Annotated in this window: 23 protein-coding genes; 11 read left to right on the top strand and 12 right to left on the bottom strand. The window is 65.4% G+C overall.

Annotated features, from left to right (window positions below; translation table 11 throughout):
* Positions 1-59: 59 nt before the first annotated feature.
* Entirely contained in the window at positions 60-1,280 is a 1,221-nt protein-coding gene (locus PMI04_RS21245) for a cytochrome P450 (RefSeq protein WP_007707673.1), read from the bottom strand.
* An 11-nt stretch (positions 1,281-1,291) separates the two neighbouring features.
* The gene (locus PMI04_RS21240; RefSeq protein ID WP_007707672.1) at positions 1,292-1,615 is read right to left on the bottom strand and encodes a 2Fe-2S iron-sulfur cluster-binding protein; all 324 of its coding nucleotides are present in this window, start codon (positions 1,613-1,615) and stop codon (positions 1,292-1,294) included.
* A 108-nt stretch (positions 1,616-1,723) separates the two neighbouring features.
* Between PMI04_RS21240 and PMI04_RS21235 the strand changes: the two genes are divergently transcribed.
* Complete coding sequence (locus PMI04_RS21235; protein ID WP_007707671.1) at positions 1,724-2,368, top strand: TetR/AcrR family transcriptional regulator; 645 nt, start codon at positions 1,724-1,726, stop codon at positions 2,366-2,368.
* On the opposite strand, the gene PMI04_RS21230 is transcribed toward PMI04_RS21235, so the two are convergent.
* Positions 2,365-3,447 carry an alpha/beta hydrolase fold domain-containing protein gene (locus PMI04_RS21230; protein WP_007707670.1) on the bottom strand — a complete coding sequence of 361 codons (1,083 nt, stop codon included), beginning with the start codon at positions 3,445-3,447 and terminating at the stop codon, positions 2,365-2,367. The two genes, PMI04_RS21235 and PMI04_RS21230, sit on opposite strands and share 4 nt — an antisense overlap.
* An 85-nt stretch (positions 3,448-3,532) precedes the next feature.
* Here PMI04_RS21230 and PMI04_RS21225 point away from each other — a divergent pair, with 85 nt between their 5' ends.
* On the top strand, positions 3,533-3,985 hold the full coding sequence (locus PMI04_RS21225) for a MarR family transcriptional regulator (protein ID WP_007707669.1): 453 nt from the start codon (positions 3,533-3,535) through the stop codon (positions 3,983-3,985).
* On the opposite strand, the gene PMI04_RS21220 is transcribed toward PMI04_RS21225, so the two are convergent.
* The gene (locus tag PMI04_RS21220) at positions 3,982-4,596 is read right to left on the bottom strand and encodes a glutathione S-transferase (RefSeq protein WP_007707668.1); all 615 of its coding nucleotides are present in this window, start codon (positions 4,594-4,596) and stop codon (positions 3,982-3,984) included. The two genes, PMI04_RS21225 and PMI04_RS21220, sit on opposite strands and share 4 nt — an antisense overlap.
* A gap of 37 nt (positions 4,597-4,633) precedes the next feature.
* Positions 4,634-5,410, bottom strand: a complete 777-nt coding sequence (locus PMI04_RS21215) for an SDR family oxidoreductase (protein WP_007707667.1) — start codon at positions 5,408-5,410, stop codon at positions 4,634-4,636.
* A gap of 156 nt (positions 5,411-5,566) precedes the next feature.
* Here PMI04_RS21215 and PMI04_RS21210 point away from each other — a divergent pair, with 156 nt between their 5' ends.
* Positions 5,567-6,475: an SDR family NAD(P)-dependent oxidoreductase gene (locus PMI04_RS21210; RefSeq protein WP_007707666.1), complete on the top strand. Its 909-nt coding sequence runs from the start codon at positions 5,567-5,569 to the stop codon at positions 6,473-6,475.
* Between the two features lie 39 nt (positions 6,476-6,514).
* Here PMI04_RS21210 and PMI04_RS21205 read toward each other — a convergent pair whose 3' ends face one another.
* The 3 genes from PMI04_RS21205 to PMI04_RS21195 form a co-directional block, all read right to left on the bottom strand.
* Positions 6,515-7,291, bottom strand: coding sequence for a DUF4019 domain-containing protein (locus PMI04_RS21205; RefSeq protein WP_007707659.1), 777 nt, complete (start codon positions 7,289-7,291; stop codon positions 6,515-6,517).
* A 67-nt stretch (positions 7,292-7,358) separates the two neighbouring features.
* Positions 7,359-7,796 carry a cytochrome c family protein gene (locus tag PMI04_RS21200; RefSeq protein ID WP_037485859.1) on the bottom strand — a complete coding sequence of 146 codons (438 nt, stop codon included), beginning with the start codon at positions 7,794-7,796 and terminating at the stop codon, positions 7,359-7,361.
* A 50-nt stretch (positions 7,797-7,846) separates the two neighbouring features.
* Positions 7,847-9,475, bottom strand: a complete 1,629-nt coding sequence (locus tag PMI04_RS21195) for an AMP-binding protein (RefSeq protein WP_283184828.1) — start codon at positions 9,473-9,475, stop codon at positions 7,847-7,849.
* A 154-nt stretch (positions 9,476-9,629) separates the two neighbouring features.
* Between PMI04_RS21195 and PMI04_RS21190 the strand changes: the two genes are divergently transcribed.
* Both PMI04_RS21190 and PMI04_RS21185 read left to right on the top strand, forming a co-directional pair.
* A complete protein-coding gene (locus PMI04_RS21190) occupies positions 9,630-11,129 on the top strand; it encodes a CoA-acylating methylmalonate-semialdehyde dehydrogenase (protein WP_007715520.1) in 1,500 nt (499 codons plus the stop codon).
* Between the two features lie 134 nt (positions 11,130-11,263).
* Positions 11,264-12,598: an acetyl-CoA hydrolase/transferase C-terminal domain-containing protein gene (locus PMI04_RS21185; protein WP_007715518.1), complete on the top strand. Its 1,335-nt coding sequence runs from the start codon at positions 11,264-11,266 to the stop codon at positions 12,596-12,598.
* Here PMI04_RS21185 and PMI04_RS21180 read toward each other — a convergent pair whose 3' ends face one another.
* Positions 12,599-13,369, bottom strand: a complete 771-nt coding sequence (locus PMI04_RS21180; protein WP_007715516.1) for a thioesterase family protein — start codon at positions 13,367-13,369, stop codon at positions 12,599-12,601.
* Between the two features lie 199 nt (positions 13,370-13,568).
* Here PMI04_RS21180 and PMI04_RS21175 point away from each other — a divergent pair, with 199 nt between their 5' ends.
* Positions 13,569-14,660, top strand: a complete 1,092-nt coding sequence (locus PMI04_RS21175; RefSeq protein WP_007715515.1) for a sphingomyelin phosphodiesterase — start codon at positions 13,569-13,571, stop codon at positions 14,658-14,660.
* A complete protein-coding gene (locus PMI04_RS21170) occupies positions 14,651-15,814 on the top strand; it encodes a TonB-dependent receptor (RefSeq protein ID WP_007715514.1) in 1,164 nt (387 codons plus the stop codon). The genes PMI04_RS21175 and PMI04_RS21170 overlap by 10 nt, the downstream gene beginning before the upstream one ends.
* Before the next feature lie 22 nt (positions 15,815-15,836).
* On the opposite strand, the gene PMI04_RS21165 is transcribed toward PMI04_RS21170, so the two are convergent.
* Positions 15,837-18,230 carry a membrane-bound PQQ-dependent dehydrogenase, glucose/quinate/shikimate family gene (locus PMI04_RS21165; RefSeq protein ID WP_007715512.1) on the bottom strand — a complete coding sequence of 798 codons (2,394 nt, stop codon included), beginning with the start codon at positions 18,228-18,230 and terminating at the stop codon, positions 15,837-15,839.
* Between the two features lie 196 nt (positions 18,231-18,426).
* Between PMI04_RS21165 and PMI04_RS21160 the strand changes: the two genes are divergently transcribed.
* The 4 genes from PMI04_RS21160 to PMI04_RS21145 are packed head-to-tail and all read left to right on the top strand — an operon-like array spanning position 18,427 to position 22,680.
* The gene (locus tag PMI04_RS21160; RefSeq protein ID WP_007715510.1) at positions 18,427-20,553 is read left to right on the top strand and encodes a TonB-dependent siderophore receptor; all 2,127 of its coding nucleotides are present in this window, start codon (positions 18,427-18,429) and stop codon (positions 20,551-20,553) included.
* The gene (locus tag PMI04_RS21155; protein ID WP_007715507.1) at positions 20,550-20,858 is read left to right on the top strand and encodes a hypothetical protein; all 309 of its coding nucleotides are present in this window, start codon (positions 20,550-20,552) and stop codon (positions 20,856-20,858) included. The genes PMI04_RS21160 and PMI04_RS21155 overlap by 4 nt, the downstream gene beginning before the upstream one ends.
* The gene (locus PMI04_RS21150; RefSeq protein WP_007715506.1) at positions 20,855-22,369 is read left to right on the top strand and encodes a PepSY-associated TM helix domain-containing protein; all 1,515 of its coding nucleotides are present in this window, start codon (positions 20,855-20,857) and stop codon (positions 22,367-22,369) included. Before PMI04_RS21155 ends, PMI04_RS21150 begins: the two co-directional genes overlap by 4 nt.
* Complete coding sequence (locus PMI04_RS21145; RefSeq protein WP_007715503.1) at positions 22,366-22,680, top strand: DUF3325 family protein; 315 nt, start codon at positions 22,366-22,368, stop codon at positions 22,678-22,680. Before PMI04_RS21150 ends, PMI04_RS21145 begins: the two co-directional genes overlap by 4 nt.
* Here the strand turns inward: PMI04_RS21145 and PMI04_RS21140 are convergent.
* Complete coding sequence (locus tag PMI04_RS21140; RefSeq protein ID WP_007715502.1) at positions 22,677-24,047, bottom strand: HAMP domain-containing sensor histidine kinase; 1,371 nt, start codon at positions 24,045-24,047, stop codon at positions 22,677-22,679. The two genes, PMI04_RS21145 and PMI04_RS21140, sit on opposite strands and share 4 nt — an antisense overlap.
* Entirely contained in the window at positions 24,044-24,772 is a 729-nt protein-coding gene (locus PMI04_RS21135; protein ID WP_007715500.1) for a response regulator transcription factor, read from the bottom strand. Before PMI04_RS21135 ends, PMI04_RS21140 begins: the two co-directional genes overlap by 4 nt.
* Between the last annotated feature and the right edge of the window lie 145 nt (positions 24,773-24,917).

Below are 24,917 nucleotides of genomic sequence, written 5' to 3'. Positions count from 1 at the left end.
GCAACCAACACCAAAAATCACCGCCCGGCGTTCAGCCGGGCTTTTTTTGTGCCTGCACTCTACCAAATCAAGGGCAGCAGTTTAGGGCCGACAACACCGCCTGGCCAATAGCTGATCTGGCTATCCGGCGGCACCGCAAAGTCGGGAATGCGATGCAGCCATTCCTGCAATGCAACCTTCACCTCCAGCCGCGCCAGATGCGCACCGATGCAGCTGTGCACGCCGCCGGCAAAGGCCAGGATGGGCTTACGTGGCCGGTTGAAGTCGACCCGCATCGGGTCGGGAAAGACATCCGGGTCGTAATTGCAGGCCGGCAAGATGCTGTTGAACTTGTCCCCCTTTTTCATCTGCACCCCGCGCATCTCGAGATCCTGAGTGAGGGTCCGGCCAGAGAAGGTAACGGAGAAAACTCGCAGCAATTCCTCCACCTGGGCGTTGATCTGTTCGGGATGGGCGATGATCTCGCGGCGGCGGTCGGGATTTTGCGCCAGCCACAGCCAGATATTGTTGAGCGTCGCGAATACGGTGTCGAGTCCGGCGATGAACAGGAAGAAGGTAAAGCCAAAAATCTCCCGCTCGGTCAGCGGCTCGCCACCAGGCCGCGCCTGGATGATCGTGCTGATGACGCCGTCATCGGGCTTGGCTGTCTTCTCGACGATCACCTGCGCCAGATAGGCTTCGATCCCGCGCATGGCCAGGCCGGCGGTCATGCGATCCTGCGAATGGAGCAGGTCGACGGCCCAGCCGACGAAGGTATCCCGCATCTCCTGTGGCAAACCCATCAGGTCGAGGAAGATCGATACCGGCAGCGGTCGGCCAAAGGCGGTGGTGAATTCCACCTCGCCCGCATCAATGAAGCCGTCGATAAGGTCGTTGGTGAGGCTGCGCATATAGGCTTCGAGCCGCAGCACGCTTTGCGGCGAAAAGGTCGAATCGAGGATCGCGCGATATTTGCGATGATGCGGCGGATCGATCTCCAGCGGAATGAAATGGAAATAATTATTGGGATCGCGCGGGAAGGGCGTGGCTCCGGCGGTGGTGAAATATTCAGGGTGGCGTAGCGCGAAAAAGGCATCCTCATGCTTGATCGTGCACCAGCTGTTCCCAATCAGCGGATTGACGCTGTAGAAGATCGGCGGATGCGTCTCGTGCAGCTTTGCCATGAAAGCATGGGGTGCGGCGAGAAATTCGGGGCCGGTGGTCAGGCCGATCTCGCGCACCAGTTCGGGCGGGACATGAGCCGGAATTTCCGTAATCGACGATGCTTGGGTCGTGGCCATGATCCGGATCCTCAATATTGCGCCGTGGGCAGGTGAACGACCAGCCCGTCGAGCGCATCGGTAACGACGATCTGGCAGCCCAGGCGGCTGCTGGGGCGGCGTTCGCTGGCCGTGCATTCGAGCATATCCTGCTCGGTCTGTGCGGGCGGGGGCAACCGGTCGGCCCAGTCGTCATCGACATAGCAATGGCAGGTCGCGCAGGCGAGCCCGCCGCCGCATTCGCCGACCATGCCATCCAACCCCTCATTGAGCGCCGCGCGCATCAGATTCTCGCCCGTCGGCACATCGATCCGATGTTCCGCGCCGCTGGCCTCGACAAAGAGGACCGTCGCCATTTCACTCTCCCATAATTTTAATCGCGAAGAGAACAGCGTTCTCAATGCTGGCACTATAGCTGCGGCCTGCTAGATGGAAAGCGATTAATGCAAAGAGGATCGACGAGGATGTACCGGGCGTCGCAGGCGGACCACGCGATCATGGAACTGGATGATCGCAACCAGCAGATCGTGGCGGCCGCCTATGACTTGCTTGACGAGGAGGGGCTGGAGGGGCTGACGATCCGCGCCGTGTTGCAGCGGACCGGGCTTGCGCGGCGCGCCCTTTATGATCGATTCGCGGGCAAGGATGATCTGGTCCTGGCGGTGTTCGCCCATACGCTGCGCCGCGCGGCCGAGCAGTTTGGTGACCAGGTGCGTGACCTGCCTGATCCGCTCGCGCGTTTGCATCATATCGTGGCGGGCATCGTCATCGGCCGGGCGGCGATGGGCGGGGAATGGCAGGTGGGCCAGCGCCGGGGCGCCGCGCTCAGCCGCGAGCATCTGCGCCTGGCCGAAGCGCGCCCGGTTGAACTGCAAAAGGCGGTAAGCCCGCTCATCGACCTGATCGCCACGATCCTGTCGCAAGGCATGGCGCAGGGGCAAGTGCGGCAGGGGCCGGCCCCCTGGATGGCACTGCTGGTCTATAATCTCGTTTCAACCACGGTGCACAGCCAGTTGCTGGCCGAGGAGGCCGCCACACCCGACCGCCAGCATCGCGAGGCGCTGGCGGCCGAGATCTGGGAATTTTGCCGACGGGCGATCGCAGCCTAGCGCGCCAGCTTCAGCCGGTCGCGGAAGAAGGCGGTCATGACGTCGAAGGCCTCGCGCGATTCCGGTAGGGTAGGGTCGTAGAAAAAGGCATGGCCCAGGCCATCCCACATATGCAGGTCGGCATCGACCCCGGCCTTCACCAGCTCGCGATGGGTGTTGACCGCTGCGCTCATCTCGAAGGCTCGGGTGCCGGTGATCAGCAGCGTCGGCGGGAACAGCTTGAGCATCGCGGGTGCCAATATCGGGGATACCAGTGGATTGGTAAGGTCAGCCCCTTGAAAATAGGCGCGAACATCGTCGCGCGGCGGCAGTGCCTGAAAAGGTCGGCCGAAAGCGCGGCTGTCGCCGCCCCAGCGCGCATCGCCCGAAGCACAGAAAATGCCGATTGCACCGGGCAGCGGCAGCTTCTCATGGATGAACCAGGCGACCGCCTCGGCCGTCAGCAATCCGCCGGCCGAACAGCCGAAGATGCCGATATCCTGCGGCTTGTAGGCTTTGAGCAGTTCGCGATAGACTTTGGTCACATCCTCGGTCGCTGCAGGCCAGGTGGTTTCCGGCGCCTGGCGATAGGTGATGGAGATAATATCCACCCCGGCCAGGCCTGCGAGCGGGATCGATTCCATCATGCCGGTGCCGCCGGCTACCCCCATGATGAAGCCGCCGCCCGGCAGGTTGAGCAATATCTTCCTGCGGTTGCCCGGCGCGACGCCGGCTGCCGGGGTCGCGCGCACGGCCGAAATACCGGCGATCTGCTCGTCGCGTATCGTCACCTTGTACATCGCTTTCAGCGCATCGATGCGCGGCGCGACCAGTTGCGGCATGCGCTGGCGCAGCGCGCCGGCCTGCCCGGCGGCGACTGCGCGCATCATTGGTTCTTCCGGATCGGTCGGCGTGCGCGGTAGCGCCTTCTTGGCCGCCTCGCTCAGATAGATGGAGGGCGGCAGGCGGAAGGCGGGGACGTTGACCGTGCCATCCGGATCGATCGTGCCGGAGGCGGCAGGACTATTGGGCGGCGTCTGGGCCGGTGCCGTACCGGCCAGGGCCAGCAGGACAAACGGCAAGGCAAATCGTATCGTCATGACTGTCGCTCCTCTCCATCTTATATTATGGTGCATAACATATCGACTTGAGCCGGCACGGCAAGAGGGCTAGACCGGCGCAGTGATGATCGATCCCGACAGCGCCTTTGCCGACCCGCTCGACCGGATGCTGGGCTTCCATTTGCGCCGCACCGCGGCGGCGGTTACCGGCGCACTGGGCGAGGCGCTGGCGCCGCTTGGCCTCAATCCGGGCGAGGCGACTTTGCTGCGGCTGATCGGCGCCAATCCGGGCTGCAGCCAGAGCGACATTGCCCGCGCACTGCGCGCCCAGCCGACCAATTTGGTGCCGCTCATCAACAAGCTGGTGCTGTCCGGCATATTGGAGAAGGGGGCAGGCAAGGGCCGCGCGATCCCGTTGTCGCTGACCGTAGAGGGCCTGGCGCTGCACGGCAGGGTCTGCGCGGCGTTCGATGCACATGAGGCACGGATCGGCCGGTCCATCCCCGCCGAACGATGCGGCGACGTCATCGCCCTGCTGCGCCAGATCTGCCTCGACGCCTGTTGCGGCCCGGCCTAGCCGGTCTCCGTCTCCACCCATAACGGATGTCTCACCATCGCGCGGGCGAACAGGTCGGACCCCAAATGCCCGGCCAGCCAGTTCCGCAACGCGGCCCAGGGTCGCGCGGCAAACCACTCCGGCTCGACCGCCGCGAATTGCCGCACGAAGGGAAAGATCGCCATGTCGGCCATGCCGCGCCGCGCGCCACAGAGTTGGGCCTGTTTCCGCAACCGCGCGTCCAGCGCATCCAGCAGTCCCGCCGCCTCGGTCCGATGCGCGATCGGGTCGCTGCCATGGCGCTCGGTATATTTGTAGCGATCCAGATGCCGTTTGAACGGCCCGTCATTGATCGCGATCAGTGCCGCATCGTCGCCGTTCAGCCAGGCTTCGGGATCATGCCGACCCAGCGCCCAACGCATGATCTCCAGGCTTTCGTCGATCACCCGACCATCGGGCAGGATCAGCACCGGTACCGTGCCCTTGGGGGAGGCTGCCAGCATCGCGGCGGGTTTGGCGCGTAACAGGATTTCGCGATGCTGGACCGCCTGCCCACTCGCCAGCAGCGCCAGCCGTGCCCGCATCGCATAGGGGCAGCGGCGAAAGGAATAGAGGATTGGGCTATCGGCCATGCCCCGCCCTAACCGAGCGGTCAGCCAAAGAGTAGTCTTACTCCGCCTCGACCCATTTCGTCGTCAGTGCGCGCGGCGAGAGATATTTGGTCGAGGTCCAGCCGCCATCCACCACGATAGTCTGGCCGTTGATGAAGGCGGCGCCTGGCGAGCAGAGGAAGGCGATGGTGCTGGCCACATCTTCCACCTCTCCCAGCCGGGGAAAGGGGGTGGTCTCCACATTCACCCGCTTGAACATTTCGTCCTCGAACCGGTGGCGCACCATATCGGTCATGGTGACGCCGGGCGCGACGCAATTGGCCCGGATGCCCTGCGGGCCGTAATCGCAGGCGATATGCTTGGTCAGCGCGTCCAGGCCGCCCTTGGCCGCCGAATAGGCGCCGCCGCGCCGCCCGCCGATCACCGCATAGGTAGAGGTGACGTTCACGATGCCACAGCCCTCGCCCATATGGACGATCGCCTCGCGCGCAAGGCGGAAGGGCGCGCGCAGCATCAGGTCCAGGAACCCGTCCAGCGTCGCGTCGTCGGTTTCGTGCAGCGGCTTGGGGCTACCGGCGCCGGCGTTGTTGACCAGGAAGTCGATGCGACCGAAGCGATCGAGTGCCAACTGCACGATCCGCGCCGGGGCATCGTTAGCGGTGACGTCGATCGACAGGGTCGCGACCCGCGCCGGATCACCGATTTCGCTCTCCAGCGTCGCGAGCTTAGCCGGATCGCGGCCGACGCCGACGATCGCCATGCCGGCGTCATGCAGCATCTTCGCCGTGCACAGCCCGATGCCGCTGCCCGCACCGGTGATGATCGCTACCTGCATCCGTCTTGTCCTCTAGCCTGTCCTGCCCCGCTCTTATCCGCTTCGCCGGGCATCGGCGAACCGCCGTGGCGATGCCTCACCGCCTTGGCTTGAACCCGCGCGCGCGTCGCGTCACCCCTGCGCCATCATCTGCATAATCAAGCGAAAGGCCCGCTCATGTCCGAACTGCGCTACGACGATCGCGTCATCGTCATCACCGGTGCCGGGCGGGGGCTTGGCCGCGCCTATGCGGAGCTGCTCGGCGCGCGTGGCGCCAGGGTCGTGGTCAATGATCCGGGCAGCGCGGTGCGCGGCGAGGGGATCGATGCCGGCCCGGCGGCCGAAGTGGTGGCTGCGATCAAGGCGCAGGGCGGCGACGCGATCGCCTCGACCGACAGCGTCGCCACGCCGGAGGGCGGCCGCGCCATCATAGAGGCGGCGCTCGACCATTATGGCCGGATCGACGGGCTGATCCACAATGCCGGCAATGTCCGCTACGGGTCGATGCAGGACCTCAGCCAGGAGGATTTCGACGCCGTGCTCGACGTCCATCTGCGCGGTGCCTTCCACGTCGCCCGCGCCGCCTTCCCGCACATGTGCAAGGCGCGCTATGGCCGCATCGTCCTCACCAGCTCGATCGGCGGCCTGTATGGCAACAGGGATTGCGTCAATTATGGCATGTCCAAATCGGGCATGATCGGCCTCAACAATGTGCTGGCGCTGGAGGGGGAGGCCGAAGGGGTCAAATCCAACATCATCGTGCCTGGCGCCGTCACTCGTATGGCCGAAGGGCTCGACATCACCCAATATCCGCCGATGGGGCCGGAACTGGTATCGCCGGTCGTCGCCTGGCTGGCGCATGAAAGCTGCTCGGTCACCGGCGAGATGCTGGTGTCGATCGCCGGCCGCGTCGCCCGCGCCTTCATCGCCGAAAGCAAGGGCGTCTATCAGCCCAGCTGGACGCCGGAGGATATCGGCGCCCGGATCGACGCAATCATGGACAGTCAGGATCCGCTGGTCTTCGGGCTGGAGGGTCATGTCGATCATATCCGCTACAGCTTCGGCCGCGCGGTCGCGGGGGAATAAGCGCACAGGGCGCGCCCTGTGTGCGCCCCGCCACCATCCCTATTCGATCGTCACCCCGACGATGCGCCAAGCACCATCCTCGCGATCCAGCGTCACCGTCTCGATTGCTTGGGCCTGCTTGGCGTAGCTGGCGCGGAACTTCACCACTTCATAGCCATGCGGCGGGGCGGGCAACTCTTCCTGGCTGAGCAGGCTGCGTGACATGGGCGCGCCGAACCTGCCCCGCATCTTTTGCGAAACCTCGGTCCAGACCTGCACCGTGTTGAGCTTCTGGAAGGCGCTGCCGGTACCACGATAGCTTTCTTCCCATTTGTCCTGATCGATCAGTGCCAACCATTGGCGCGCTGCATCGACGACCTCCATATTGTGGGCTTGGGCAGCGGCCGGGGGCGATTGCGGGGCGGGGGAGGCATCGGGCAGGGCGGCCAGCGCCAGCAGGCCAAGGACAAGCGTCATGAGCAACACTCCGAACAGGATCAAGGGCCGGCGACCGGCCGGCCCCACGCCGACGATCGGCGCCCCGACCTGATCCGCTTCGGCCGGGACGGCGTCTGCCCCGATTTCTCTGTCCCCCAGAAAATCGGGGGACGAAATGTCGGGCTCTCCCTCGACCTCCATCAGGATGCGGGCGGCCTCCCGGCTGCTCGACACCGCCATCTTGCGTCGCGCATCGCGCAGCCGTTCGTTGATGGTATGGACCGACAGGTCCAGGCTGCGCGCGATCGATTTCGCGTCATGGCCCCGGACCATCAGGCGCAGCGTCTGCTTTTCCTTCTCGGTCAGCGCCTGGACGCCGTCTGTCATCCCGCTGTTCATGGGGGCAGGTGTACGAAGCCCCGGGGGCGCCAGCTACCCCAAAAAATTCGTAGCTTGGCTGGCCCGCTTAATCCGACAGGCTGCGCAGATAGGCGATCAGGTCGGCGCGCGCGAGCGGGTCGGGGATGCCGCTGAACTGCATCTTGGTGCCAGGCACAAACTGTTGCGGATTGGCGATCCAGGCGTCGAGCGCCTTGTCGTCCCAATGGCCGCCCTTGGCGCGGAGTGCGGCGGTATAGCTGAAGCAGGCGCTGTGCTGGCCGATCGGTTGGCCGTAAATGCCATGCAGATTGGGGCCGCCGGTATCAGGGCCGCCAGTACTGGTGGTGTGACAGGCGGCACAGGGACCGAACAGTCGCGCACCCGCCTTGGCATCGGCCACCGTCATCAGCTTTTCCAGCGTCGGATTGGGGCCGGCCGCCTTCAGCCGCTCGGCGCGGTGATCGTCGGCACAGCCGATCAGGCTGAGGGTCAGCAGCAGGACAGCAGAGGCTTGGCGCAACATGGCGGCGGCCATGCCCGATAGCGCCCGGTGCGGCCAGCGGACCAATTGTCCTACGACGCCGCCGGCGTAGCTTCTGCCACCAGCCGGGCGCGGATCTGCTGCTTCAGCACCTTGCCGGCGTCATTCTTGGGCAGCGCATCCCATAGCGCCACCGCCTCGGGATATTTGAAGCGGGCAACACCATGACCGGCCAGATGGTCGGCCAGCGTGGCAACGTCGGGCCTGGCGCCGGAGCGCGGCACGATCACCGCCACGGCCCGCTCGCCGGTGCGTGGATCGGGTATGCCGACGATCGCGATTTCGGCAATGGCATCATGGCCGACCAGCAGATCCTCGATCTCCTTGGGCGCGATATTCTCGCCATTGCGGATGATGAGGTCCTTGATCCGGCCGGTCACCACCAGATGGTCGCCATCGATCCAGGCGCCCTGGTCGCCGCTGCGATAATAGCCCTCCGCGTCGAAGCTGGCGGCCTCATCCTCCTTGTGGATATAGCCGACCATCATCTGTGGCCCGCGCGCGCGGATCTCGCCATCTTCGGCGATGCGGACGGTGGCGATGGCGGGGCGGCCGTCGGTCTCGGCGGCATGAATGATATCGGCCCGGTCGATCACGCCCACCGTGGTAACCGGCAATTCGGTTGATCCATAGACGCGGCTGACCACGGCGCGCTCGAAATAGGCGGCGGCTTCGCGGATCAGCGCCGGTGGCACCGACGCCCCGCCGCAGATGAACAATTTGAGTGCCGGCAGCCGCGTGCCCGCCGTGCGCGCCGCCGCCAGCAGATGCTGCAGGAAGGGGGTGGCGCCCGCCATATGGGTGCAGTCGGCCTCGGCCATGATCCGCACCGCATCCTCCGGGTTCCACTGTTCCATCAGGATCGCCGTCGCGCCCAGCAGCAGCGGTGTTTCGAATGCGTAGATAGACCCGCCAATATGGCTGATGGGGGACGGCACCAGGAAGCGATCGCCCGGTGCGACCAGCCAGTGGCGGCCGATCTGGCGGATCAGCGCATTGATCGAATTATGGCTGTGCATCACCCCCTTGGGCCGGCCGGTGGTGCCGCTGGTATACATGACCATCCGCACCTCGTCGGCGTCCAGCACAGGCAGAGGCCGGCCGGTCGGAGCCGAAGTCAGCAGCGCGTCATATGCACTAGCTTTGCTGCCTTCCGCCCGAACGATTACGATCTCCGGCGGCCTTTCCATCTCCCCCGCGACCCGTTCCAGCATCGCGCCATAATCATGGCCGCGGAAGCTTTGCGGTACGAAGATCATCCGGCTGTCCACATCCGCCAGGATGAAACGCAGGTCATGGTCGCGCAGCGACGGCAGGATCGGGTTGGCGACCATGCCGGCCAGGGTCGCGCCCATATAGATGACCGCCGCCTCCTGCCAGTTGGGCAGCATGAAGGAGATGACACTGCCGACCGGAAAGCGCGCCAGCAAGGCCTGCGCCAGTCGCTGGGCCTGATCGTGCAGGCCGGCGGCGGTCAGGCAATGGTCGCCGTCGATCAGCAGGATGCGATCGGGCGTGTCGCGGGCAGCGTTCGCCAGCGCATCGGCAGCGGTGTCCGATCGCCACCAGCCATCGGCATAGGCCTGCGCCGCCTGATCGGCGTCCCAGCGTATGTCCCATCCTGCGGCGGTGATCCGCCGTCCTGCTCCTGTCCCGGCCATGCTCGCTCCGCTGTCGATCCATGAGCCATGCGAAAGAAGCGCCGACCGGGCAAGCGCAGCGCCGATCCACCGTCCCCGCGATCAAATCGGCCAGCCGGTTCCGGCCCTTCCGATCCTCCTTTATGGCCGGGGCGATCCGTTTCGAGAGGGCAGTATGCGCATAGTCGACAATTTCATCGGGGGGCAGCATCGCGCATCGGCGTCGACGCGCCTGGGCGACATCTTCAATCCCGCCACCGGCCAGGTGCAGGCGCAGGTCCGCCTGTCAGCACCGAGCGAGCTGGATGAAGCGGTTGCCAATGCCCAGGCCGCCCAACCCGCCTGGGCGGCGATGAACCCGCAGCGCCGCGCCCGCGTGATGTTCAATCTCAAGGCGCTGATCGAACAGCATATGAATGAACTGGCCGAACTGCTGTCGGTCGAGCATGGCAAGGTCCATTCCGATGCCAAGGGCGATATCCAGCGCGGCCTGGACGTGGTCGAATTCGCCTGCGGCATCCCGCATCTGCTGAAGGGCGAGTATACCGAAGGGGCGGGGCCGGGCATCGACGTCTATTCGCTGCGCCAACCGATCGGCATCGCGGCGGGTATTACGCCGTTCAACTTCCCGGCGATGATCCCGATGTGGATGTTCGCCCCGGCGATCGCCTGCGGCAATGCCTTCATCCTCAAGCCCAGCGAGCGCAATCCCTCGGTCCCGGTGCGCCTGGCGGAACTGGCGATGGAGGCGGGACTGCCGGCCGGTATCCTCAACGTCGTGCATGGCGACAAGCAGGTGGTGGATGCGATCCTCGACCATCCCGCGATCAAGGCGGTCAGCTTCGTCGGCTCCTCCGACATCGCCCAATATGTCTATGGCCGTGGCGCATCGAACGGCAAGCGGATGCAGTGCATGGGCGGGGCCAAGAATCACGGCATCGTCATGCCCGACGCCGATCTGGACCAGGCGGTCGCCGACATATTGGGCGCGGCCTATGGTTCGGCGGGCGAACGCTGCATGGCGCTGCCAGTGGTGGTGCCGGTGGGTGAGCAGACGGCGGTGGCGCTGCGCGCCAAGCTGGAGGCGGGCATCGCCGGGCTGCGCGTCGGCGTGCCGAGCGATCCCGACGCCCATTATGGCCCGGTGGTGAGCGCCGCGCACAAGGCGCGGATCGAAAATTATATTCAGATGGCGGTCGATGAAGGCTCCGAGCTGGTGATCGACGGCCGTGGCTTCGCGCTGCAGGGTTATGAGGATGGCTTCTTCCTGGCGCCGACCCTGCTGGATCATGTGAAGCCTGACATGAAGAGCTATAATGAGGAGATTTTCGGCCCCGTCCTGCAGATGGTTCGCGCCGAAAGTTTCGAGGAAGCGCTGAGCTACCCGACGAAGCATCAATATGGCAATGGCGTCGCGCTCTTTACCCGCAATGGCGATTTCGCCCGCCGCTTCTGCGCCAATGTTGAGGTCGGCATGGTCGGCATCAACGTGCCGATCCCGGTGCCGGTCAGCTATCACAGCTTCGGCGGCTGGAAGCGTTCGGGCTTTGGCGACATGAACCAATATGGCATGGATGGCGTGCGCTTCTACACGCGGGTCAAGACCGTGACCCAGCGTTGGCCGAGCGGCGGCGCGGTGCTGGATCAGAGTTTCGTCATCCCGACCATGGGCTGACATTTCCTTCGGGGGGAGGATGACGGGGGCAGGCCGGGCGACCGGACCTGCCCCTGTGCCGTCCGGGCGAAAAACTGGCACGGCGATGGCGGCGGGCTATAAGGCGTGGATCGACCACAGGAGAGAGGCGATCCATGACCCCAAAGGGCGACCAGGCATTATATGGGCAGAAACGGCGTTCGGCGCAGGAAGCGGCGGCGCTGATCCCGTCGGGCGCCAAAATCTGCATGGCGTTGGGGACCGGCCAGCCGCCCGCCCTGCTCACCGCCCTGGCCGAACGCGCCCAGTCCGGTTCGGTCGCCAACCTGCGCATTTATTATATGCTCTGCACCGGGATTGCCGGGGCCAGTGTGTTCGACTTCGCGCTACGCGACCGGATCGCGCCGATGAGCCTGTTTCACAGCGGCGTCGAACGGGCGCTGGATCGCCAGCATGGCGAGGCGCATCTGCCGATGGTCGATTTCCTGCCCTGCCATTTCAGCCAGGTGCCGCGCGCCATGGTCGAGCATGTCGGCGTCGACACGCTGATCGCGACGGTCGCGCCGATGGATGCGGACGGCCATTTCAGCCTGGGAACCGATGTCGACTATGCGCTGGCGGTGGCGCGCAAACCGGGCACCCGGATCATCCTGGAGGTGAATGCGCATATGCCCTATGTACGGGGTGACTGCATGATCCCCCTGTCGGCGGTGACCGCGCTGGTCGAGCATGATGTCGCGCTGCCGACTCTGCCGGCCATCACCCGCACGGCGGTCGATGACGCGATTGGTGCTACCGTCGCCGGTCTGATCCGCGATGGCGACTGCCTGCAGATGGGGATCGGTGCGCTGCCAGAGGCAGTGTGCGCCGGCCTTGCGAGCCATCGTCATCTGGGCATCCATACCGAGATGATGACCACGGGCCTGGCCGGGCTGATGCAGTCGGGCGTGGTCGACAATAGCCGCAAGCAGATCCATGCCGGCAAGGCGATCTACACGTTCGCGCTCGGCGATCAGGCGCTGTACGACTTTCTGCACGACAATCCGGCCGTCGAGGCGCATCCGGTCGATTATGTGAACAACCCGTTCCTGATCGCGCGCAACGACAATATGGTCTCGGTGAACGCGACGCTGCAGGTCGACTTCCACGGCGCCTGCAATTCCGAATTCGTCAACGGGCGGCAGTTCAGCGGCACAGGCGGACAGGTGGATTTCGTGCGCGGCGCCTATGCTTCGCGCGGCGGCCGATCGATCATCGCCTGCCATTCGACCGCGGCCAAGGGCACGATTTCCCGGATCACCCCGCGTCTCGACGGGCCGGTGACGACGCCGCGCATGGACACGCATCTGATCGTCACCGAATATGGCCTGGCCGACCTCAAGGGCAAGTCGGTGGGCGAGCGGGCCAGGGCGCTGATCGCCATCGCCCATCCCGATTTCCGTGAGCAACTGGAACGCGCGGCATTCGACGCCGGGCTGTTTGCCGGCTGATCAGCGCGGGCGGATCGTTAGCCATTGCGAGACAGTGCCGATCGCACCCTCACGGTCATGTAGGATGCTGTGGGTCAGGCCGATGCCGTGGGCGCCGAACGAGACGGTGACGTCGCAGCCCAGCCATTCGCCGACCGGCGCACGGAAGATATGGGCGGTAAGATCGAGATTGGGGAAGGCCGCGTCGGCGGTCGACACCAGTGGCGCGAGACCATTGGCGGTATCGACCAGTCCCATGGCACGGGCGAGCGACGATACCGCTTCATCCTCGATCAACGCATGGGGTGTGCGGATCCAGCCAATGGCGCGACCCGGCGCGACAGGCTGGCGGCGGGCATCGATGCTGGCGATGAAGCCGCCGGGCCATTCGCCGGTGCCGTTCCACGGCGCCATGGTCTCGGGGCCGGGAATCGACGCAAAGCCGCCGCCGGCGATGGCGCTGGTATCATAGGCCTGGGCCAGCCAGGCATGCAGCAGGATCGCCGTTCGGCCGTTGTGACTGAGCCGTGCCTCGACCAGTTCGATGGTGCGGCCGGGGCGGATGACGGTGACGTCGATCTCGACCGTGTCGAGCGGGATGGTGCCCAATATGTCATAGGATAGGCGACCCAGTTGCAGTGGATCGGGTCGACGCGCCTTGGCATCCACCTCGATCGCATGGGCCAGCAGACCGATCGCAGGGGCAACATGTTGTTCCGTCACGTTCCAGGCGCCGCCGACCAGTTCGGTCGGGGTGAAGTGCCGGGCGTCAACACGCCGGAAATAGGCCATAGGATCCTCTTCATTACCGTCTGAACGGGTGGACCTTCGCCCTATCAGCAGGATCCTGTGGGCGGCAAGCCGACAGCGAAGATGACAGTCCCGCGTCGCTCCGATGACCATTGCCGCCTTCAAAGTTTAACCCGGCTGCCGCGCGAACGACACCGGCATGACTCATCCGCTCGTTATGACGGGCGCAGGGGAATGAGGGATGGCGAAGCCTTTGCGTGCCATATTGGTCGCGAGCCTGGCGGTATTGGCCGCCACGGGATCGCAGGGTGAAAGCCGGCAGAGCGACGCTGCCGGACCGGCGGTGACCGCGCCGCAGCCGGACATGCCCTTGTCGGTGATGACCTATAATGTGATGGGCCTGCCCTGGCCGGTCGCCTTTGGCCGGGACGAGGCGCTGGGCCGCATCGCCGAACGGCTGGCGGCGTTGCGGCGGGCCGGGCGCCAGCCGCACATCGTTTTGCTGCAGGAGGCTTTTTCGCCGGAGGCCGTGCAACTGGCGCGTCGTGCCGGCTATGCGCATGTGGCGATCGGGCCGGACAGCGGCTTGCGCACGGCGATTGCGGCGAGGACGGACGACCGCAATTTTCTGCAGGCGGCGCGCTGGGACCGGGGCGAGACGGCACCCAAGCAGTTGAACAGCGGCCTTTTGATCCTGTCCGACTATCCGATCGTTGGCATCGATCGCATGGCCTATCCCGATTTCGCCTGCGCCGGCTTCGATTGCCTGGCGAACAAAGGGGTGCTGATCGCCCATCTGGCGGTGCCCGGCTTCGATCGGCCGGTCAGCATCGTCAACACCCATCTCAACGCACGCAAGGCGGCGGGCGTGGCGATCGCCCGGTCGCAACAGGCGTTCGATCGACAGGCCGGGTTGTTGGCCGATTTCGTGCGTGCCCATGTGCTTGCCGGACAACCGATGATCCTGGGCGGCGACCTCAATATCGGCGGCGACAGCAACCGCTTCCAGGCCTTCTTCGCGCGATGGGCGCGGGTGGGTATGGGTTTTGTCGCGGCGCATCTGGGCGGTGCGCGAAGGGCGCTTGCCGATCGCGTCCTGACCGATGTCGGCAATCATGCCGATCTGGAACAGGCGAGCGCGCGCGGCAAGGACTGGCTCTTTGCCCGCGACGGCGGCGGTCGGCCGATGTCCGTCGTCCATGCCGCCGTGCCCTTCGGCACGGAGGCGGAGGGCGCGCCGCTGTCCGACCATTTCGGTTACATGATCGCCTATGCGCCGGACGGTGACAAAGTCCAATTGGCCAGTCGGGAGGCCGTGGCGTCATGGCGCTGATCCGCTGGATGTTGATGCCGCTGGCAGCACTTGCCATCCCGGTATCGGCGCAGACGATCGCTCCCGACCATGGCAGTTTCATGCTGAAGCGGCCGCTGCGTTTCTCGCTGCTGCCCGCACTGGTGGGGGGCACACCGAAATCGGCGCGCATTTATGCGGTCGAACTGGCGCCTTCTCCGGCCGAACCTGCGGCGATCGGCATCGCCGTCCAACGCAAGCGCAACCGGATGATGGCGCTGCCCGCTCGTCGGATCGGTACGGTGCCCCTGCCCACCGACCTGTCCGGCGATGCCCAGCCGCGCAGCAGTCTGATGCTGGTCGACGCCCATGGCAGTTTGCCGCTGGCGGACGGTTTGCAGGCCGAGCTGGGCTGGCAGGGGGCCAAGCTCAACAATCGCGGCGCCAATGTCACGGCGCTCTATGGCAGTGACGAGATCAAGAGCCGCGATCTGTTCCTGCCGACGGGGCGGCTGGCCTATGACGCCGCGCCGGGCATCACCCTGCGGGCGGACTATCGCGAGACGATCCAGGCCTATGCCGGGATCGGCCTGTCGGGCGCGCTGGGGCTGACGCGGGAGGGGTTCCGGTCGTTGCAGGCGGACCTCAGGCCGGAACGGGACCGCCGTGTCCGGCTGGGGGGCGACTGGGCGGTGGCGCCCGCCCTGACGCTGGCGGTCGATGCCTTTGACGGCGATGTCGAGGATCGGCTGGCCTTTGTCGAAAACGGCTATCTGCCGGTCAATCGCGGGTCGGCGCATGTACGGGGTCTGGCGATGCGGGCCGAGCATCAACTGACACCGGCGCTGCGCCTGTCAGCACGCTATCATCTGGCCCAGCTGCGCCAAGATCAGGTCGGCCGTGTGCAGGAACAGCAACTGATGCTGGAAGGAATGTGGGCGAAGGGACCATGGCGCTGTCGGATCGCGGCGGCGCAGAGCAGCGCGCCGGCGCTGATGCCGGAAGATGATGGAATGCGGCTGGAGGCCGGGATCGATTATGTGTTGGCCGTGCGTCGGCCGATGCGCATCGGCCTGCACCTGACCGATCCCGACCGGCTGGCGAGCAGCCGGCTGATACGCACCGAAGCCTCTGGCGCAGCACGGCCGGAGGATCAGGCGCAGGCACTGATGCTGACCGCCGCTCTCGCCCTGTAGGCAGGAGCGGCGGCAAGGCCCGTCAGTTCAGGGCATAAGCGATCAATTCATCACCCACCGGGGTCTGCATGAAATGGTGGCCGCCGGCCATGATGACCAGATATTGCTTGCCATTTTGACTGTAGGTCATTGGCGTCGCCTGACCACCGGCGGGCAGCACATCCTGCCACAGCGTCTTGCCGGTCTTGAGGTCGATCGCGCGGATCAGATTGTCGGTCGCCGCGGCGACGAAGATCAGTCCGCCCGCCGTCACCACCGACCCGCCATTATTGGGCGTGCCGATGGTCAGTGGCAGCATGGAGGGGATGCCGAACGGCCCGTTGGTCCGCGCGGTGCCGAAGGGGCGATCCCAGATCGTCTTGCCGGTGGCGATGTCGATCGCGCGGATCCCGCCATAGGGGGGCTGCTTGCACAGCAGGCCGGTGAGGGGCAGGCGCCAGCCGGCATTGACGTCGATCGCATAGGGGGTGTGTGCCTGCGGATCGCCCGCGCCCTCCGCCCCGCCAATTGCGCCCCGGGCCTGGTCGCGCGGTGCCCAGCCCTTCTTGTTGGCCTCCTTGCGGGGCACCAGCCGGACATAGTTGGGCATATCGTTATAATTGGCGACGATCACCCCGCGCGCCGGATCGACGGCGATGCCGCCCCAGTCGGTACCGCCATTATAACCGGGATATTCGATCGAGCGCTTGTCGGCCTCGGGCGGGGTGAAGAAGCCCTTGTAGCTCGCCCGGCGGAACTGGATGCGGCAGATCATCTGATCGATCGGCGACATGCCCCACATATCCTTTTCGGTGAGGTCGGGCTTGCGCAGTGTGTGGTAGAGCGAGATGCGCTGGGTGGCGGCGCGCTGCTGCGGCTCGACGCCGGTCTGTGGTGCCCTGATATCGCCGATCGGGGTCAGCGGCCGGCCGGTGCGGCGGTCGAGCACATAGATGTCGCCCTGCTTGCTGGGCAGCAGCATGGCCGGCACCGGGCCGCGCGCCGTGGGGAAGTCGATCAGGGTCGCCTGGGCGCCGAAATCATAGTCCCACACATCCTTGCGCACCGCCTGGAAATTCCAGCGTGGCTTGCCGGTCATCACGTCGATCGCGACCAGCGAGGTGGCGTAGCGATTTTCCTCCGGCCGGCGCAGGCTGCTGTAATAATCGGCGGCGCTGTTGCCCATCGGCAGATAAACGAGACCAAGCTGTTCGTCGCCCGAGGCGATCGTCCACATGTTCGGCGTGCCGCGCGCATAGGTTTGGCCGGCGGGCGGCGGACCGCTGCGTTCCGGGTGCATCATGTCCCAGGCCCAGCGCATCTTGCCGGTCACGGCGTCATAGGCCTGGATCACGCCGGACGGCGCCCAACGATCCTGTCCGTCCAGCACCTGATGACCGGTGACGATCACACCGCGCACGATGGTCGGCGGCGAGGTGATGGAGACATAGCCCGGAGGGACGCTGCCCATGCCGTCGGTGATGCGGACCTGGCCATTGCTGCCGAAGTCGCGGCACTGCTGGCCGGTGCGGGCATCAAGCGCCATGATCCGCGCGTCGAGCGTGCCCAGGATGATGCGCTGGGCGCAGGGCGCGTCGGCCGCTGCGCCGGGCACGGCATAATAGCTGACCCCGCGACAGGCGGCGGTATAGGGAATGGCATCGTCCGACACCTTGGGATCGAAGCGCCATTTCTGCTTGCCGGTGGCGGGATCGAGCGCGATCACCATGTTCTTGGGCGTGCAGACATAGAGGGTGTCGCCGATCTTGAGCGGGGTGTTTTCCGCGCCATAGGTGTTGCGGATCTGGGCCGACGCCGGCAGGTCTCCGGTGTGGATCAGCCAGGCGCGCTTGAGATTGTCGACATTGGCCGGTGTGATCTGGGCGAGCGGCGAATAGCGCCGGGCGCTGTTGGTGCCGCCATAGGCCGGCCAGTCGGCGCCGGTGGTGTCGATCGAGGGATCGGTCATCGCATAGCGGGCGTCGGGCAGCCCCAGCATCACCGGCGGGATGAAGTTGCTAGCGATGCTCCAGAAAAAGCCGATGGCGACAACGAAGGTGACAGCCACACCGACCCATGCGCGGCGCCAGCGGCTGGCGCTGCGGTCGAGCGTCGGCCAGACCAGTTGCAGCGCGATCAGGAGGACCAGCGGCGCGACGACGCGGGGCACCAGCGCCCATGGATTGAGGCCCACTTCCCAATAGGCCCAGAGTAAAGTGACAGCGAAGATGACAATGTAGAGCCAGCCGCCGGCCTTGCGCCCGCGCGCCAGCAGCACGCCTGAAACGATGAGGGCGATGCCCGTTACGAGATAATAAGGCGAGCCGCCCGAGATCAGCAACCAGGCACCGCCGCCGGTCAGCACCAGCCCGATGAGGCCGAAGACGATGCCCAATATCAGGGCGGCGATCGATCGGCGGGGTGGTGTGTTGGTCATGGTCGGATACTCCCTGGTCAGGAGGCACGGGCAGGTGCCAGTTTACAAAGGAGAAACCGACCAGCTTCGTTCCGGACATGAACAAAATTTCATCTTTGTTGCGCGATTGTAGCGCCGATGCAATGCTAATGCGATTGACTCGCATTCTGGAGATGCCTACCGGCCGCGCTGATAGAGACGAATTTGGGGAAATGAAATGCGCCTGTCCTTCCGCCACGTCCTGCTCGGCAGCAGCATGGCCCTTGTCGCTTTGCCTTGTGCCACGGCCCAGGCAGCCGAGGCCGACACGGCGGCGGACGAGGCATCGCGCATCGTCGTGACCGCCGCCAACCAGCCGTCCAGTTCCGCGACCGCGCTGTCGCTGTCGGTGCGCGAGACGCCGCAGTCGGTGACGATCATCAATCGCGAGCGGATCGAGGATTTCGCGATCACCAACGTCAACGACCTGCTCGACCAGACGATCGGCATCAATGTCGAGCGCGTCGAGACGGACCGCACCTATTTCAACTCGCGCGGTTTCGATGTGTCCAATTTCCAGGTCGATGGCGTCGGCCTGCCGCTGGCCTGGGGCATCCAGTTCGGCGATCTCGACACCGCGCTGTTCGAGAATGTCGAGGCGGTGCGTGGCGCCAATGCGATCATGACCGGCATCGGCAACCCATCGGCGACGATCAACTATGTCCGCAAGCGGCCGCTCGACACCTTCCAGGCCAAGGGTACGGCCCAGCTCGGATCGCGCGACCTGTGGCGGGTCGAAGGCGACGTCAATGTACCGGTGACCGATACGGTGTCGGCGCGCTTCATCTATGCGCATGAGGATCGCGACACCCATCTGGACTATAACCATATCAATCGGGATGTTTATGGCGCGATCATCGCCTGGCAGGTGACGCCCGATCTCAAGGCGACGGTCGGTTATACCCGCCAGGAAAATGACGCCGACGGCGTGCTGTGGGGGGCGATGCCGCTGGTCTTCACCGACGGCACCCGGATCGACTATCCGCGCTCGGCGACGACCTCGGCCGACTGGACCTATTGGAACACCAAGGACCAGAACAGCTTTGGCGAACTGGTCTATACGATGGGCCAATGGACGCTGAGCGGCATGTTCACCTACAAGCGCTTCCAGGAGAATGCGAAGCTGCTCTATGCCTATGGCTATCCCGACAAGGAGACCGGCGAGGGCGTCTATGGCATGGCGGGGATCTACCCGTCCGACTATAAGCAATATCTGGGCGATTTTAGCGCGTCTGGACCGTTCAGCCTGCTGGGCCGCGAGCACAAGCTGGTCCTGGGCCTGTCCTACGCCAAGTCCAATGCCAAGGAATGGGAGAATTTCGCCGAGGACACGGCACTGGTCTATCCGTCTGTCTATGACTGGGGCAGCGCGCAGGTGACCGAGCCGGACTATCCGGGCGAGTATCTGGCCGCCAAATATAGCGACGAACTGACCCGCCTCTATGGCGCAGCGCATCTCAACTTCACCGACCAGCTGAAGGGTGTGGTTGGCGCCAGCGCGATGTGGATCAAGTCGTCCGGCACTTCCTATGGCACCGACCAGGCGCGCGACGACCACAAGATCAGCCCCTATCTCGGCCTGCTCTATGACGTGACGCCCAATGTCACCCTCTATGCCAGCTATACCGACATCTATAATCCGCAGGCGGAGGTCGACGCGACCAATCGCAAGCTGGACCCGGCCAAGGGCACCAGCATCGAGGGCGGCATCAAGAGCAGCTGGTTCGGCGATCGCCTCTATGCCACGGCCACCGTGTTCCGCGCCAAGCAGAAGGGGCTGGCCGACTATGCCGGTACCTTTGGCGAGGATGGACCGGGCAAGGCCGGCGGTAGCTATTATGCCGGCGTCGACACCACCTCGACCGGTTTCGAGCTGGAAGTGGCGGGCAAGATCACCGACCAGTGGACGCTGAGCGGCGGCTATACCCAATATGATATCGAGGATGACGAGGGCAACGACACCCGCACCTGGCTGCCGACCAAGTCATTGAAACTGGCCACCACCTATCAGGTGCCACAGCTCAACGACCTGAAGCTGGGCGCACAGATGCGCTGGCAGAATGCGATCAACACGACGTTGACCGACGTTTATGACGGCGAAGTTTACACAGGCGATGTGGTCGTTAAGCAGAAGAGCTATGCCGTGCTCGACCTGATGGCGGGCATCCGGCTGGTCGATCATCTGCGGGCGAGCGTGAACGTGAAGAATGTCACCGACAAGAAGTATCTGGGCAGCCTGATGTGGGGCCAGGCCTTCTACGCCGCGCCGCGCACGGCGGTGTTCACGCTGAGCGTCGATTATTGACGAAAGCGGCGGCTCTGCGCGCCCGTAGCGGCTGGCGCTATCGCGGCAATGTCGCGCTGCGCACCCTGGCGGGCACGGTCGGCGCCTATGCGGTTGCGGCGCTGGCGGCGATGCTGCTGGCCCGTACCCTGCCGATGGGCCGGCTGGAAGCGGTGACGGTGGCGACCATGTTCTCCTATCTGTTCGCACCAGCGGTCAGTGTCTGGGCCTTTCTGGCGCGCGGGCCTTTTCTCGCGCTGGGCGGCGTTGTGCTGCTGTCTGCCGCACTGGCCGGGCTGGTCTGGACCAACGGGGGCTTTGCATGAGCCGGGCTTCGGCGATGGTCCGGGATGGCGCCCGGCAGGCCATGGCCTGGCTACATGGCTGGACCGGGCTGCTGCTAGGCTATGTGCTGTTCGTCATGTGCCTGGCCGGAACGCTCAGCGTCTTCAAGCCGGAGATCGGCCGGTGGATGCGGCCCGAGGTCACGGTGCAGGCGGACAGCAAGAGCGCCATTGTCGCGGCGACCGGCTGGCTGTCGAAAAATGCGTCCGGTTCCACCGGCTGGTATCTGACCGCGCCCGATGGCCGGGCCAATACGGTCGAGGCGTCCTACGATCAGGGCACGGACTATCTCTATCGCGCGCTCGATCCGGTGACCGGCGCGCCAGTCGCGCGCGAGACACTGGGCGGGGAGTTTTTCTACCGCCTCCATTTCGAGCTGGAAATTCCCTATCCCTGGGGCCGGCTGCTCGCCTCGCTGGCGGCGATGGTCATGCTGGTCGCATTGGTCACCGGCATCATCGCGCACAAGCGCATCTTCAAGGACTTCTTCACCTTCCGCCCGGCCAAGGGCCAGCGATCCTGGCTCGACGGGCATAATGCGACCGGCGTGCTGGCCATGCCCTTCCATCTGATGATCACCTTCACCGGCCTGCTGACCCTGGCATCGCTCAACATGCCCTGGCCGATCAGCGCAGGCTATGGCGCGAACGTGATGGAGATGTACGAGGCGCTGGCACCCGGCGCGGTGACTCGCCCGGCGGTCGGCAAGCCTGGGACGCTGGCGCCGATCGCACCGATGATGACAGCGGCCGAGCGCGCATTTGGCGGCGGCCATATCGGCCGGGTCTATGTGTTCAATCCGGGCGACGCGGCATCGGTCGTCACCATCTACCAGTCGGATGCCGACACGATCGGTTATATGCGGGGCCAGGCAAGTTTCGACGGGACCACGGGCAAGCCGCTCAAGAGCTGGGTAGAGCGGCGTCCGGCGATGCGTATCTATCAGGTCGCCTATGGCCTGCACATGGCCCGCTTCGCACCGATGGCGACGCGCTGGCTCTATGTCCTGGGTGGGGCGATGCTGACGCTGGCGATCTCCACCGGCATGGTGTTGTGGATCGCCAAGCGGCGCGAGCGGGCGCCGCTGTCGATCGGCAATCGCATCCTCGAACGGCTGAATGTCGGCGTGATCACCGGGGTGCCGCTGGGCGCGGTCGCCTATTTCATCGCCAATCGCCTGTTGCCGATCGGCATGGCGGGGCGGCCCGAGGCCGAGGTGTCGGTGGCGTTGTGGACGGCAGCGGCGGCCGTGATGGCCGGGTTGGCGCTGCGACCGGCCATCGGCTGGCCACTGATGATGGGATTATTCGCCTTTGCCTGTGTTTTGGCGGCGGTGCTAGGCCCGATCTGGTCGATCGAACCGGTTCTGCTGACCGGCAATCTTCTGTTCCTGGTGATGGCCGGCGCGCTGGCGCTGGTCGTCCGGCAGCAGATGCGACGGCGGCATGCGCCGAAGCCGGCGCGACGGCGGATACGGGAACAGCCGGCATGATCGTCGCGGGCCTGCTCTATATCGGCTTCTTCGCGCTGGCGGCAGCGATGACGCGGCATGGACCGGTATTGCTCGGCCCCTGGCAGCGCCATGGGCTGGCCCGGCATCTGCCACTGATTGGCTGGAGCGCCATCGGCCTGTCGTTGTTCTGCGCGATTCTGGCCGACGCAGACGGGATCGGCATCGTCACCTGGTGCGGCCTGCTGCCGCTGCTGGCGGGTGCCGTGCTGCTGGCGCTGACCTATGGCCCCCGGCTGGCGCGGGGTGGGTTGCTGGTGGCATTGGCGCTGATGGTCGTTGGCGCCGTTTAGGCAGACTTCATCTCGATACTGGCGATCAGCCCGCCATCGGGCGCATTGCGCAGCGCGACGATCGCACCGAAGCTGAGGCCCAACGAGCGGGCGATGGTGAGGCCGATGCCGGTGCCGTGCCGGCCGCCCGGCTGGCTGCTGGCGCCGCGGGTGAAGGGCTCGAACATCTGGTCGAGATCCTGCGGCGGGATGCCGGGGCCATGGTCGCGAATCTCGATCGTCACATGGCCGGGCGTGCGGATGCAGCTGATTTCCGCGCAACCGCCATATTTGACGGCATTGTCGACCAGATTGCTCATGCAGCGGGTCAGCGCATTGGGCTTGGCGCGGACGGACGCGCCGCAGCCGGCGGCGAACTGGACCGGGGCGTCCAGTTCCTGGGCATCCTCGGCCATGCTGGCGAGCAGGGAATCGAGGTCGATCACCGACCATTCCTCGTGCGTCTCGGTACTGGCGGCAAGGTCCAGCCCTTCGCGCACCAGTCGCTGCATCGCCTCATGATCCTGTAGCAGGCGGGCGCGTAATTCCTCATTCTCGACCAGTTCCAGCCGCAGCCGCAACCGGGTGAGCGGGGTCTGGAGATCATGGCTGATCGCGGCCAGCAACTGCGTCCGCTCGGTGAAACCGGCGCGCACCCGACGCTGCATCAGGTTGAAGGTGGAAAGGGCGGCGCGCACCTCTTCTGGCCCGCGTTCGGGAATCTCCTCCGGGTCGCGCGACACGGAAAAGGCCTCGGCTGCCTGGGACAGCCGACGCAGCGGCTTGGCGGCGATCCGGCCGATCAGGATGGAGAGGCCGGCGGCGGACAACAGGATGACGACCAGATAATCCGGGCTGAACAGCGAACTGGGCGGTCGGGCCAGGCGCGGGAAGGTGAGCGCCATGGCCCGGCGCTGGCCGGCGGCATCGGTCAGGCGGACGATCCAGCAATCAGGGCGCGGTGCGTCGATCAGACCGGCGGCCCGACTGCGCCCGGCATCCTTGTCGGGAAAGCACAGGCCGAAGGGCACCTGGCCGGCCTCCGGCTGCGAATGCGGGCCGAAACGCTGGATCAGCGCGGCCTGCAGGTCGGCATCCGGTTCGTTGATCGCAATGCCATCGGGCACGATATAGGCGCCCACGATGCCGCGGTCCTCCAGCATCTTCTGGACACGGACCGGATCGCGACGCAGGCGGTCGGCGACGTCGAAGGCGCTGGCCAGCACGCGCTGGCGGCGGACGCGCTCGAAATCATGGCGGCGGCCCTGTTCCGAAACGGCCAGTGCAAGCAGGGCCGAAAGCGAGATGCCGACGGTCAGCAGCACGAAGATATGGCCCGCCATCGAGCGGAAGAAATTGCGCACCCGCTGCACCGGTTGGCCGATCATTCGTAGCGCACCGGGCTGGCAAGGACATAGCCTTCGCCACGGACGGTCAGGATCAGCTCGCCGCCGCCGGCGACACCGGCCAATTTCTGACGCAGGCGGCTGACCTGCAGGTCGATGGTGCGGTCGAAGGCTGCGGTGGCACGCCGTTCAGGCAGCAATGCTTCGCGGGCCAGGACGACATTGGGCTCTTCGATGAAATGGGAGAGCAGGCGGAATTCGGCGGAGGAGAGCATGACAAGCCGGTCGTCCGGGGCGATCAGCCGACGTTGCAGCAGATCGAGCCGCCAGGGGCCGAAAACAGCGTAGCGCGACTGGGCCGCCGGTGGCGGCGCTTCCATGCGCGGACGGCGCAGCAAATTGCGGATGCGTACCAGCAGTTCGCGTGGCTCGAATGGCTTGGTCAGATAGTCGTCGGCACCCAGTTCCAGGCCGAGTACCCGGTCGATCGCGCTGCCGCGCGCGGTGACCATGATGATTTGGATACCCGACCCCTCGGCGCGCAGCTCGCGGCACAGCGACAGGCCATCGCCGTCGGGCAGATTGAGGTCGAGGACGATCAGGTCGACCGTTTGGTCGTGCAGGGTCTGGCGCAGTTCAGCGAGGTTAGAGGCAGAAAACAGGTCGTAATTTTCCTGGCGCAACTGGTCGACGATCAGGCCGCGAATGTCCGCATCGTCATCGACGACGACGACGGTGTTGCGGCGGGGATCGGATAGGTCAGCCATGCTGCGCTTCTAGCGGCGAATATTGCAAAAGTCTGTGCCTCTCCTGGGGCTGATACAGGGCGATACAAAGCGATACGCGACCGGATATCGCGCGACATGTTGATGCGTCAGGATATCAACTTGGTCTAGCACGCTGTCGCGCAAA

Source organism: Sphingobium sp. AP49 (assembly GCF_000281715.2).
In the GTDB taxonomy this organism is placed as follows: Bacteria; Pseudomonadota; Alphaproteobacteria; order Sphingomonadales; family Sphingomonadaceae; genus Sphingobium.
The sequence above is the reverse complement of the archived record's forward strand: the minus strand, read 5'-3'. Positions and strand labels throughout refer to the sequence as shown.

Bases quoted from the DNA above. Each gene is read 5' to 3' on its own strand.
- PMI04_RS21175 (WP_007715515.1), top strand. From the start codon at position 13,569: ATGGCGAAGCCTTTGCGTGCCATATTGGTCGCGAGCCTGGCGGTATTG.
- PMI04_RS21235 (WP_007707671.1), top strand. From the start codon at position 1,724: ATGTACCGGGCGTCGCAGGCGGACCACGCGATCATGGAACTGGATGAT.
- PMI04_RS21135 (WP_007715500.1), bottom strand. From the start codon at position 24,772: ATGGCTGACCTATCCGATCCCCGCCGCAACACCGTCGTCGTCGTCGAT.
- PMI04_RS21190 (WP_007715520.1), top strand. From the start codon at position 9,630: ATGCGCATAGTCGACAATTTCATCGGGGGGCAGCATCGCGCATCGGCG.
- PMI04_RS21210 (WP_007707666.1), top strand. From the start codon at position 5,567: ATGTCCGAACTGCGCTACGACGATCGCGTCATCGTCATCACCGGTGCC.
- PMI04_RS21215 (WP_007707667.1), bottom strand. From the start codon at position 5,410: ATGCAGGTAGCGATCATCACCGGTGCGGGCAGCGGCATCGGGCTGTGC.
- PMI04_RS21195 (WP_283184828.1), bottom strand. From the start codon at position 9,475: ATGGCCGGGACAGGAGCAGGACGGCGGATCACCGCCGCAGGATGGGAC.
- PMI04_RS21220 (WP_007707668.1), bottom strand. From the start codon at position 4,596: ATGGCCGATAGCCCAATCCTCTATTCCTTTCGCCGCTGCCCCTATGCG.
- PMI04_RS21230 (WP_007707670.1), bottom strand. From the start codon at position 3,447: ATGACGATACGATTTGCCTTGCCGTTTGTCCTGCTGGCCCTGGCCGGT.
- PMI04_RS21170 (WP_007715514.1), top strand. From the start codon at position 14,651: ATGGCGCTGATCCGCTGGATGTTGATGCCGCTGGCAGCACTTGCCATC.
- PMI04_RS21185 (WP_007715518.1), top strand. From the start codon at position 11,264: ATGACCCCAAAGGGCGACCAGGCATTATATGGGCAGAAACGGCGTTCG.
- PMI04_RS21180 (WP_007715516.1), bottom strand. From the start codon at position 13,369: ATGGCCTATTTCCGGCGTGTTGACGCCCGGCACTTCACCCCGACCGAA.
- PMI04_RS21225 (WP_007707669.1), top strand. From the start codon at position 3,533: ATGATCGATCCCGACAGCGCCTTTGCCGACCCGCTCGACCGGATGCTG.
- PMI04_RS21145 (WP_007715503.1), top strand. From the start codon at position 22,366: ATGATCGTCGCGGGCCTGCTCTATATCGGCTTCTTCGCGCTGGCGGCA.
- PMI04_RS21150 (WP_007715506.1), top strand. From the start codon at position 20,855: ATGAGCCGGGCTTCGGCGATGGTCCGGGATGGCGCCCGGCAGGCCATG.
- PMI04_RS21140 (WP_007715502.1), bottom strand. From the start codon at position 24,047: ATGATCGGCCAACCGGTGCAGCGGGTGCGCAATTTCTTCCGCTCGATG.
- PMI04_RS21200 (WP_037485859.1), bottom strand. From the start codon at position 7,796: ATGTTGCGCCAAGCCTCTGCTGTCCTGCTGCTGACCCTCAGCCTGATC.
- PMI04_RS21245 (WP_007707673.1), bottom strand. From the start codon at position 1,280: ATGGCCACGACCCAAGCATCGTCGATTACGGAAATTCCGGCTCATGTC.
- PMI04_RS21240 (WP_007707672.1), bottom strand. From the start codon at position 1,615: ATGGCGACGGTCCTCTTTGTCGAGGCCAGCGGCGCGGAACATCGGATC.
- PMI04_RS21160 (WP_007715510.1), top strand. From the start codon at position 18,427: ATGCGCCTGTCCTTCCGCCACGTCCTGCTCGGCAGCAGCATGGCCCTT.
- PMI04_RS21205 (WP_007707659.1), bottom strand. From the start codon at position 7,291: ATGAACAGCGGGATGACAGACGGCGTCCAGGCGCTGACCGAGAAGGAA.
- PMI04_RS21165 (WP_007715512.1), bottom strand. From the start codon at position 18,230: ATGACCAACACACCACCCCGCCGATCGATCGCCGCCCTGATATTGGGC.